Source organism: Nocardioides sp. (genome assembly GCF_029937575.1).
Lineage (GTDB): Bacteria > Actinomycetota > Actinomycetes > Propionibacteriales > Nocardioidaceae > Nocardioides.
Map to the genome: position 1 here is coordinate 107965 of NZ_JAPYPS010000008.1, position 10228 is coordinate 118192.

General features: G+C 72.2%; 9 protein-coding genes. 2 read left to right on the forward strand and 7 right to left on the reverse strand.

All coding sequences use genetic code 11. The features are described from left to right. The first annotated feature begins 168 nt into the window (after window positions 1-168). Window positions 169-1407, forward strand: a complete 1239-nt coding sequence (locus Q1K33_RS05230; RefSeq protein WP_300401362.1) for a lytic murein transglycosylase — start codon at window positions 169-171, stop codon at window positions 1405-1407. Window positions 1408-1501: 94 nt separating this feature from the next. On the opposite strand, the gene hemB is transcribed toward Q1K33_RS05230, so the two are convergent. The 7 genes from hemB to Q1K33_RS05265 all read right to left on the reverse strand — a co-directional run bounded on the left by hemB (window position 1502) and on the right by Q1K33_RS05265 (window position 9261). Continuing rightward, window positions 1502-2488, reverse strand: a complete 987-nt coding sequence (gene hemB, locus Q1K33_RS05235; protein WP_300401364.1) for a porphobilinogen synthase — start codon at window positions 2486-2488, stop codon at window positions 1502-1504. A 2-nt stretch (window positions 2489-2490) separates the two neighbouring features. Further along, window positions 2491-4221, reverse strand: a complete 1731-nt coding sequence (locus Q1K33_RS05240; protein ID WP_300401366.1) for a uroporphyrinogen-III synthase — start codon at window positions 4219-4221, stop codon at window positions 2491-2493. Continuing rightward, entirely contained in the window at window positions 4218-5168 is a 951-nt protein-coding gene (hemC, locus tag Q1K33_RS05245) for a hydroxymethylbilane synthase (RefSeq protein ID WP_300401368.1), read from the reverse strand. The genes Q1K33_RS05240 and hemC overlap by 4 nt, the downstream gene beginning before the upstream one ends. Window positions 5169-5170: 2 nt before the next feature. Next, entirely contained in the window at window positions 5171-6463 is a 1293-nt protein-coding gene (locus Q1K33_RS05250) for a glutamyl-tRNA reductase (RefSeq protein WP_300401370.1), read from the reverse strand. Then, entirely contained in the window at window positions 6460-7116 is a 657-nt protein-coding gene (locus Q1K33_RS05255; protein WP_300401371.1) for a redox-sensing transcriptional repressor Rex, read from the reverse strand. Before Q1K33_RS05255 ends, Q1K33_RS05250 begins: the two co-directional genes overlap by 4 nt. 187 nt (window positions 7117-7303) lie before the next feature. Further along, complete coding sequence (locus tag Q1K33_RS05260) at window positions 7304-7585, reverse strand: glutaredoxin family protein (RefSeq protein ID WP_300401373.1); 282 nt, start codon at window positions 7583-7585, stop codon at window positions 7304-7306. A gap of 35 nt (window positions 7586-7620) precedes the next feature. Beyond that, the gene (locus Q1K33_RS05265; RefSeq protein ID WP_300401375.1) at window positions 7621-9261 is read right to left on the reverse strand and encodes an AMP-binding protein; all 1641 of its coding nucleotides are present in this window, start codon (window positions 9259-9261) and stop codon (window positions 7621-7623) included. Window positions 9262-9339: 78 nt separating this feature from the next. Between Q1K33_RS05265 and Q1K33_RS05270 the strand changes: the two genes are divergently transcribed. Next, complete coding sequence (locus Q1K33_RS05270) at window positions 9340-10224, forward strand: HAD-IB family hydrolase (RefSeq protein ID WP_300401377.1); 885 nt, start codon at window positions 9340-9342, stop codon at window positions 10222-10224. Window positions 10225-10228 lie beyond the last annotated feature (4 nt).

A 10228-nucleotide genomic window follows, 5' to 3' on the forward strand; every position in this document is an offset into this window, starting at 1 on the left:
AGTGTCTCCCAACGTCGAAGCACCATCGGGCGGGGGCCGTCCCAGTACGTGCCGACCGTCACATTTTTCTGGTCGGTCGCGTAACGTCGTGGTCACACGAGTCGTTGAGGTGTGTGTCGGCTCGCCATGGGGTAGGGGTGCCGACCCACCGCAATCTCAGGAGTTGACATGTCCGCCACGCGCAACGGCCGAGTCCGGAAGGCCACGACCATCGTGCCGCTGGCCCTGCTCTCGGCCGCCTGGACCGCGAGCCTGACGGGTCTTGGTCCTGCCGCGACGACCGTCGCCGCCACCACGACCACGCCGGAGGAGGGCACCCTCCCCAGCGGAGCGACAGTGCCGTCCCGGGCGATCGAGGCTCCGGCGTCGGTCTCGGCCCCCGAGGAGGTCTCGCCCGGCTTCGAGGGCACCGAGGCCGAGATCGAGCAGATCGTCTCGACGTCCTCGACCAACGGCATCCCCGCCGCCGCACTCTCGGCCTACCAACGCGCCGAGGCCGTGATCAACTCCGCCGACAAGTCCTGCAACCTGTCCTGGCAGCTCATCGCCGCCATCGGCCGCGTGGAGTCCGACCACGGCCGCTACGCCGGCAACGCACTCAACGCCCAGGGCATCGCGACCCCCGGCATCTACGGCATCGCACTGAACGGGAAGAACAACACCGCCGTCATCCGCGACACCGACGCCGGGCAGTACGACAACGACACCACCTACGACCGGGCCGTGGGCCCGATGCAGTTCATCCCCTCGACCTGGTCGGTCGTCGGAGTCGACGCCGACTCCGACGGCGTCCGCAACCCCCAAGACATCGACGACGCCTCCCTGGCCACCGCGGTCTACCTCTGCTCCGGCACCGACGACCTCTCCACCCTGTCCGGCCAGCGGACCTCGGTCTACCGCTACAACCACTCCGACTCCTACGTGAACCTCGTCCTGTCCGTGGCCGACAACTACCTCTCCGGCGACTTCACCTCCGTGCCCAACGGCACCACCGCAGCCGGGTTCCTCACCCCGCTGCCCGGCTTCACCGTCAACGGACCCGCCGAGACCGGCCCCACGACCCAACCCGCACCCGACGCCGACCCCGCGCCCCAGGTCGACGGCCCCGACGCCTCCGACGACCCAGCCCCCGAGCCGACCCCGGCCCCCACCCCCGCGCCCAACGGCAACGGTGGCGACAAGGGCAACGGACCGAAGCTGCCCGGCGGCCTCGGCGACGTGCAGGACACCGTCGAAGACGTCGTCGACGGCGTCGGTGACGTTGTCGACGAGGTCACTGGGCCGGTCGCCGAGGCCCTCACCCGGGCCGAGGCCCTCGTGCAGTGCGCCATCGACGGCGTCCCCGCCCTCGACGTCGCCGGGCTCGCGGAGTGCGTCGAGGACTACATGAACCCGGGCAAGAAGTAGCCCGACCCGCTCGTCACCACCACGACCCGCCAGGCGCTGTCCGGCGGGTAGTCGTGCACCCGGGGGCCGGGCCCGCGGCCGCGTGCTGGACCTGTCAGCGCGCGAGCAGCCGGGCGGCCTCGGCCGCCCAGTAGGTCAGCACCACGTCGGCGCCGGCCCGACGGATCGAGAGCAGCGTCTCGAGGATGGCGGCCTCGCGGTCGATCCAACCGTTGGCGGCCGCCGCCTCGACCATCGCGTACTCGCCGGAGATGTTGTACGCCGCGACCGGGACGTCGACGGCGTCGCGCACTTGGCGCAGCACGTCGAGGTAAGGCAGGGCCGGCTTGACCATCACGATGTCGGCGCCCTGCTCGATGTCCAGCAGCACCTCGCGCAGGCCTTCGCGGGCGTTGGCGGGGTCCTGCTGGTAGGTGCGTCGATCGCCCTGGAGCGAGGAGTCGACGGCCTCGCGGAAGGGACCGTAGAAGGCCGAGGCGTACTTCGCGGAGTAGGCCAGGACCGCGACGTCCTGGTGCGAGGCCTCGTCCAGCGCAGCCCGTACGACGGCCACCTGGCCGTCCATCATCCCGCTCGGGCCGACCAGGTCGACCCCGGCGGCGGCCTGGGCGCGCGCCATCTCGGCGTAGATCTCCAGCGTGGCGTCGTTGTCGACACGCCCGTCGGACGTCAGCACCCCGCAGTGCCCGTGGTCGGTGAACTCGTCGAGGCACAGGTCGGCCATCACCGGCAGCGTCTCGCCGACCTCGCCCACGACGTCGCGGATCGCCCGGTTGAGGATGCCGTCGGGGTCCACCGCCCCGGACCCGACGGCGTCCTTGTGCTCGGGGATGCCGAAGAGCATGATCCCGCCCAGCCCCAGCTCGGCCGCCTCGGTGGCCGCGGCCAGCAGCGAGGAGCGGGTGTGCTGGACGACCCCGGGCATCGAGGAGATCGGCCGGGGGCCCTCGCCGTCCGAGAGGCCCTCGCGCACGAAGACCGGCAGCACCAGCTGGCGGGCCTCGAGCGAGGTCTCGGCGACGAGGCGTCGTACGGCAGCGGTCGAGCGCAGCCGCCGCGGCCGGACGACGGGCGGTTCCACGACTACTTCGCTCGAGCCTTGCGGCGAGCCGACGGCTTGCGCTCCGAGGGCTTGGTGACCGGCTCACCGGCCTCGACCATCGACTGGCGCCGCGAGGCACCGAAGTCGGCCAGGGCGCTGACCAGGGCGTCCACGTCGGGCTTCGGCGAGAGGACGTCGACGCGCAGGCCGTGCTCCTCGGCGGTCTTGGCCGTCGCCGGCCCGATCACCGCGATCACGGTCGAGGGGTGCGGCTTGCCGGCGATGCCGACGAGGTTGCGCACCGTCGAGGACGAGGTGAAGACGACCGCGTCGAACTTGCCGCTCTTGATCGCGTCGCGCACCGGAGCCGGCGGCGGGGTGGCCCGCACCGTCCGGTAGGCGGTGACGTCGTCGCACTCCCACCCGAGGTCGATCAGACCGGCGACGAGGGTCTCGGTCGCGATGTCGGCCCGGGGCAGGAAGACCCGGTTGATCGGGTCGAGGACCTCGTCGTACTCGGGCCAGTCGGCCAGGAGGCCGGCGGCGGACTGCTCGCCCGACGGCATCAGGTCGGCGCGCAGGCCCCAGGCCGCGATCGCGGCGGCGGTCTTGTCCCCGACCGCGGCGATCTTGAGGCCGGAGAAGGCACGGGCGTCGAGGCCGTACTCCTCGAACTTCTCGCGCACCGCCTTGACGGCGTTGACCGAGGTGAACGCGATCCACTCGTAGCGGCCCTCGACGAGTCCGCGTACGGCCTTGTCCATCTGCAGCGGGTTGCGCGGCGGCTCGACCGAGATCGTCGGGACCTCCTCGGGCACCCCGCCGTAGCCGCGCAGGCCAACCGAGAGCGACGCGGCCTGGTCCTTGGTGCGCGGCACCAGGACCCGCCAGCCGAAGAGCGGCTTGGTCTCGAACCACGACAGCTCCTCGCGCAGGTCGACGACGTCGCCGATCACGGTGATCGCCGGCGGAGCCATCCGCGCCGAGCGGGCGTCGGCGGCGACGGTCTCGAGGGTGGAGACCAGCGTCTGCTGCTCGGTCGTCGTGCCGACGCGGGTCATCGCGACCGGCGTCTGCGGCGCGCGGCCGGCGGCGACGAGCGCCTCGGCGATCTCGCCGATCTGACCGACGGCCGAGAGCAGCACGAGGGTGCGCTTGTCGGCGTACTCGCGCCAGTCGACCTTGTCGCCGCACGTGACGACCGAGACCTCGCGGTGGTCCTTGTTGGTCAGCGGGATCCCGGCGTACGCCGGCACCGCGGCGACCGACGAGACGCCGGGCACGATCTCGAAGCCGAGTCCGGCCTTGGCGCAGGCCTGGGCCTCCTCGGGGCCGGAGGCGTAGAGGAAGGGGTCACCGGCGAGCAGGCGGACGATCCGCAGTCCGCGCTTGGCCTGCTTGACGACGACCTTGGCGCGGGCGGCGTGCGTGAGGGGCTGGCCGTCCTCGCCGAACCCGCCGTCCACGAACTCGGGGCCCACGGGCTCGACGTCGGCGGCGGCCTCCGCGTCGGCGCCGTCGGCCTCCTCGGAGGCCTCGGTCGCGGGGACCGGCTCCGGCAGGCCGAGCAGATGACGCACCATCGCGGCGTGCTCGGGCACCTCGGTGATCACGACGTCGGCCTGACGGAGCAGGTCGACGGCTCTGACGGTCAACAGGTCGGGGTCACCCGGCCCGCTTCCGACGAAGGACACCCAGCTCCGGGCGATCCTGTCGGCTACGCGCGTGGCGGCGCTAGCGGCGGAAGGAGAAGCGGTCTTGGCTCGCGTCATGCGTTCTGCACCTCTGCTGATGATGTGAGTTGTCCTGCCCCGTCGGCGAGCATCTCGCTCGCCAATCGTTCTCCGACGCCAGCGGCGTCGGCCAGGTCGCCCGATGCGGACATCCGCACCGAGAGCGACCCGTCGGGTGAGAGGGCCACGGCCCTCACCCAGAGCTCTTCTCCGTCCTCGCCCTCGACGACGTCGGCCAGGGCACCGATCGGCGCCGAGCACCCGCCCTCGAGGGTCGCGAGGACCGATCGTTCGGCCTCGACGGCGGCCCGGGAGCCGGCATCGTCGAGGACTGCCAGGGAGCCGGCCAGCGTGTCGTCGCTGCGGCACTCGACGGCCAGCGCACCTTGCCCGGGCGCCGGCAGCATCTGCAGCGGGTCGAGCACCTCGGTGGCCTCCTCGAGTCGGTCGATGCGGGCCAGCCCGGCGCGCGCGAGGATGACTCCGTCGAGCTCGCCGTCGCGGACCTTGCCGATCCGGGTGTCGACGTTGCCACGAACACCGACCACCTCCAAACCGAGGCCGAGGGCCTGCAGCTGGGCGAAGCGACGTGGCGAGCCGGTGCCGATCCGGCTGCCCTGCGGGAGCTCGCCGAGAGTGAGCCCGTCGCGAGCGACCACGGCGTCTCGTGGGTCCTCGCGGGTCGGGATCGCCACGAGGGCGATCCCGTCGGCCGGCTGTGTGGGCAGGTCCTTGAGGGAGTGCACGGCCACGTCGACGCGGCCGTCGAGGAGCGCCTCGCGCAGCGCTCCCACGAACACACCGGTGGCACTGGAGCCGGCGAGCGGCGTGCCAGCGGCTTGGCTCCGGTCGCCGTCGGTGGTGATCTCGACGAGCTCGACCTCCACCTGCAGGCGCTCGCGGATGAGGTCGGCGACGTGGCCGGCCTGCGTCGTGGCGAGCAGGCTGCGGCGGGTACCGACCTTGATCGGCTCGGTGCGGCTCATGGCTAGGAGACCTCCGGACGGGTCACGGCACTGACGGCCTCGGGATCGAGGGCGAAGAGCTCGGCGAGCGCGGCGGCATAGGAGACCGCACCGTCGGCGTTGGCCAGCTCCTTGACCCGCACGGTGGGCTCGTGGAGCAGCTTGTCGGCGACCCGGTTGACCGTACGGCGGATCTCCTCGCGCGCCGCGCCGTCCAGGGCGGGCAGGCGGGTGTCGAGGCGGGTCAGCTCGGCGTCGACGACGGCGGTGGCCATCGAGCGCAGGGCCACGACGGTCGGAGCGACGCTGGCCTGCCGCCGGGCGGCGAGGAAGGCGGTGACCTCCTCGCCCACGATGCGGCGCACCTCGCCGACCTCACGGCCGGCCTCGGTGTCGTGCAGCGCCTCGGCCAGACCCGCCAGGTCGATGAGCCGGACCCCGGGCAGCGTGGCGACGCTGGGCTCGACGTCACGAGGCAGCGCGATGTCGATGACGACCAGGGGGCCGGACCCGGTCGAGCGGCAGGTGGCCAGCATGTCGCGAGTGATCAGGGCGCCGGTCGAGCCCGTGCAGCTGATCACGATGTCAGCCTCCCCCAGCGCGGAGGGCAGCTCCTCGAAGGCCACCGCGCGGGCGCCGTACTCGTCGGCCAGGCGGGCGGCACGGTCGGGCGTGCGGTTGACGACGCTGACGCGCGCGGCGCCGAGTCGGGTGACGGTCGCGGTCGCGAGTCCGGCCATCGCCCCGGCGCCCACGACGACGACGCGGCTGCCGTCGACCCGACCGGTGGACGTCTCGGACTGTGCGAGCGCGGCGGTCACCAGCGAGGGTGCGACCTGGTCGATCCCCGTCTCGGCACGCGAGCGCTTGCCCACCCGCAGGGCCTGCTGGAAGAGCACGTTGAGGGCTGGACCGACGGCACTGAGCTCCTGGCCCAGCCGGAGGGCGGCCCGGACCTGTCCCAGGATCTGTCCCTCCCCGACGGCCATCGAGTCGAGGCCGGCGGCGACCTGGAAGAGGTGGGCGACCGCGCCGTCGTCGTAGTGGACGTAGAGGTGCGGCAGCATCGTCTCGGCGCTCTCGCCGGCCCGGTCGACGAGCAGGCGGGAGAGGTCCTCGACGCTGCCGTGGAACCGGTCGACCTCGGCGTAGATCTCGACCCGGTTGCAGGTGGAGATGACGGTGGCCTCGGTGACGTGGGTGCACGAGGACGCGTCGTGGACGAGCTTGTGGACCCCGTCGCTGTCGAGAGCGACGCGCTCCAGCAGCCCGACCGGGGCGGAGTTGTGGGAGATGCCGACGACCAGGACGCTCATAGCTGCGCCTTCCGCTGCTCGTGGTAGGCGAGGATCTGGAGCTCGATGGAGAGGTCGACCTTGCGCACGTCGACGCCGTCGGGCACCGCGATCACGGTGGGCGCGAAGTTGAGGACGCTGGTGATGCCGCAGGCGACCATCCGGTCGGCGACGTCCTGCGCGGCCGCGGCGGGCGTGGCGATCACGCCGATCGCGACGCCCTGCTCGGCGACGATCGCCTCCAGGTCGTCGAAGGGTCGCACCAGGACGCCGGCGACGTGCTCGCCGTGGCGACGCTCGTCGGCATCCAGGAGGGCGACGACGTGGAAGCCGCGACTGCGGAAGCCCGAGTAGTTGGCCAGGGCGTGGCCGAGGTTGCCGATCCCCACGATGACCACCGGCCAGTCCTGGGTCACGCCGATCTCGCGAGCGATCTGGTAGCGCAGGTAGTCGACGTCGTACCCGACGCCACGGGTGCCGTAGGAGCCCAGGTAGGAGAGGTCCTTGCGCAGCTTGGCGCTGTTGACGCCGGCTGCCGAAGCGAGGTCCTCGCTCGAGCAGGTGCGGATCTCGTCGTCCGCGAGGGTGTTCAGCGCACGCAGGTAGACAGGAAGTCGGGCGACGGTCGCCTCGGGAATGTCCCGGGCCGTCTCGCTCGTGCTCCGTGCGGTCACTGCTCTGCCTTCTAGTCGGAGCCCGGGGTTCGGGTGACTGCTGGGGCTCCGGCCCGCTCACTGTAGGAGTTTGTGAACGTGGGAACAAACCGAGCGCCGCACGCGCTAGCACACGTGATCCGGACCACACCGGGAGGGTGGCCGCGAGGACGCCGCACGCCGGGTCGACGTCAGGACTACGCCTGGACTACGTCAGGGCCGCGCGCAGCCGGTCCGGGTCGACGCGCCAGAAGTCGTGCTGGCGGCCGTCGACGAACGTCACCGGCACCTCGTCGGTGAAGCGCTCCTGCAACTGCGGATCGTCGTCGATCATCACCATCTCGTAGCGCTCCCCCAGCTCGGCGCAGACCGCGGCGACGACCTCCTCGGCCTGCTCGCACAGGTGGCAGCCTGGACGGGAGTAGACGGTGACCCGGGGCTGCCGGTCCGCGCTGCTGCTCGTCCGGCTTCTCGTACGGCGCCACTTCATGCGGGCACCCGGCTCACTGGGGGCTCACTGGGGGCTCACTCGAGCAGGCCGAGGGCGCGGCGCCGCTCGATGCCGCGCAGCCGCCCCTTCTGCACCTTGCCGGTGACGGTGTGCGGCAGCGCGTCGACGACCTCGATCCTGGTGGGCACCTTGAATCGCGCCAACCGGCTGGAGCAGTGCGCGCGCACCGTCTCCTCGAGGTCCACGGGGTCGAGGTCGGGCGCGACGACGTAGGCAACCACGGACTCGCCGCTCTGCTCGTCCTCGGCTCCGATCACGGCGACGGCACGGACGCCGTCGACCTCGGCGATCACGTCCTCGACCTCGACCGGGTAGACGTTGAAGCCGGAGACGATGATGAGCTCCTTGACCCGGTCGACGAGGAACACGTCCCCGCGCTCGTCGAGGTAGCCGACGTCGCCGGTCGACCACCATCCGTCCGCGCCCGGCCCGTCGGCACCGTCGGGCCAGTAGCCGCTGAACAGGTTGGGGCCACGGACCTGGATCTCACCGGGGTCCTCGGTGACGACCACCGCGCCGCCCTCGTCGACCAGGCGCACGTCGATGCCCGCCAGGGCAGCCCCGACCGAGCCCAGGGTCGCCTGCTCGGCGGAGCACAGGGTGCTCGTGACGACCGGCGCCGCCTCGGTCAGCCCGTATCCCTGATGCACCGGCACCCCCGTGCGCTCGGTGAACTCGGCGACCACGCCGGCCTCGAGGGGCGCCGAGCCCGACAGCATCAGCCGGACCGGGCCGAGGCGCCCTGCCAGGTCGACGTCGCGCCAGTGGGCGAAGACGGGCGGTGCGACGGGGACGACGCTGCACGCCTCGTCGTCGATCAGGTCGAGCGTGCCCTGCGGGTCGAAGTGGTCGGTGAGCACCAGCTTGGCCCGCTGCTGGATCACGCACCCGAGGACGGCGTTGAGCCCGTAGACGTGGAAGAGCGGCAGGACCCCGAGCACGACGTCGTCGCCGTGGATCATCGGCGGTCGCACCCCGGCGACCTGCGCGATGTTGGCCGCCAGCGCCCGGTGGGTGAGCATCGCCGCGCGCGGAAGGCCCGACGTACCGCTCGTGTAGAGCAGCACCGCCACCCGCTCGGGATCCGTGAGGGGCGGCACCGGCCGAGCCGCGTCCGCACGCAGGTGGTCGTAGGACCGCTCTCCGGGGCGCAGCGTCGTACCGACCACCACGACACGGACCCGTTCGGCGACCGGCGACGAGTCTGCGGCGAGCAGCGCCGCGGCCTCACGCACCGTCGAGACGGTGCTGCCCTCGGTCACGATCATCCGGGCGCTGCAGTCGGCCAGCAGTCGCGCCATCTCGTGGGGGGTCGCGCGCGGGTTGACGGGTACGGCGATCGCCTGGGCCCGCAGCACGCCGAGATAGGTCGTGACGAACTCGATCCGGTTGCCCGAGGCGATCATCACCCGGTGGCCGGCCAGGATCCCGGCCGCTCCCAGACCGGTCGCGACCCGGCCGACCTCGTCGTCGAGCTGGGCCCAGGTCACGCTGCGACCACCGGCCTCGACGATCGCGAGCTTGTCGGGGTTCTCGCGCGCCGCCCGGGCCAGGAGCGACGCCAGGTCGAGCGGAGCCCCGCCCGGATCAGCGCCGTCGAGGCCGTCGGGGCCGTCGATCAGGTCGGTGGGCTCCACGGAATCGGCTGATGGCATGCGGGGCAGTCTACGATCCGATCACGCGGCCCGCAGGGGCCTCGCGATCGGCTCCCACCAGGCCCTACTGTGACCACCATGTCCCCCGCCGATCGGTCTCGACGGCTCAACCTGCAGCAGCGTTCGGCGATGGCCGGCGAGGCGGCCGCAGCAGCGGCCGAGGTCGAGGTCGCTCTCGATCACCCGGTCGACCCGACGTCGGCGGCCTTCTTCGACGTGGACAACACGATCATGCAGGGCGCGAGCATCTTCCACCTCGCCCGCGGCCTGCACCGACGCAAGTTCTTCACCACCCGCGACATCCTGGGCGCCGCCTGGATGCAGTTGTACTTCCGCGTCGCCGGCGTCGAGGACCCCGAGCACGTCGCAGAGGCGCGCAACTCCGCCCTCAGCTTCATCGCCGGGCACACCGTCGCCGAGCTGGAGTCCCTGGGCGAGGAGATCTTCGACGAAGGCATGGCCCATCGCATCTGGCCCGGCACGCGCGCCCTGGCCCAGCTGCACCTCGACGAGGGCCAGCGCGTCTGGCTGGTCACGGCCGCCCCGATCGAGATCGCGCAGATCATCGCGCGCCGGCTGGGACTCACCGGTGCGATGGGCACCGTCTCGGAGCACCTGGACGGCATCTACACCGGTCGGCTGGTCGGCGACATGCTGCACGGCCCCGCCAAGTCCGAGGCGATCCTGGCCCTCGCCGCACGCGAGGGTCTCGACCTCGCCCGCTGCTCGGCGTACTCCGACTCGGTCAACGACCTCCCCATGCTGGGTCTGGTCGGCGACCCGTGCGCCATCAACCCCGATGCCAAGCTGCGCGCGCACGCTCGCGCCCACGGCTGGCGGATCCACGACTACCGGACGGGCCGCAAGGCGGCGCGCGCCGGCCTGCTCGTCTCGGCCGTCGCGGGCGCAGCGGCGGGCGCCGTGGTGGCCGGCGGCTCGCTGCGTCGCCGCGCCGGCGGCTGAGCTC

Coding starts and splice junctions, on each gene's coding strand:
- Q1K33_RS05270 (WP_300401377.1), top strand. CDS start 9,340: ATGTCCCCCGCCGATCGGTCTCGACGGCTCAACCTGCAGCAGCGTTCG.
- Q1K33_RS05230 (WP_300401362.1), top strand. CDS start 169: ATGTCCGCCACGCGCAACGGCCGAGTCCGGAAGGCCACGACCATCGTG.
- Q1K33_RS05250 (WP_300401370.1), bottom strand. CDS start 6,463: ATGAGCGTCCTGGTCGTCGGCATCTCCCACAACTCCGCCCCGGTCGGG.
- Q1K33_RS05240 (WP_300401366.1), bottom strand. CDS start 4,221: ATGACGCGAGCCAAGACCGCTTCTCCTTCCGCCGCTAGCGCCGCCACG.
- Q1K33_RS05265 (WP_300401375.1), bottom strand. CDS start 9,261: ATGCCATCAGCCGATTCCGTGGAGCCCACCGACCTGATCGACGGCCCC.
- Q1K33_RS05260 (WP_300401373.1), bottom strand. CDS start 7,585: ATGAAGTGGCGCCGTACGAGAAGCCGGACGAGCAGCAGCGCGGACCGG.
- hemC (WP_300401368.1), bottom strand. CDS start 5,168: ATGAGCCGCACCGAGCCGATCAAGGTCGGTACCCGCCGCAGCCTGCTC.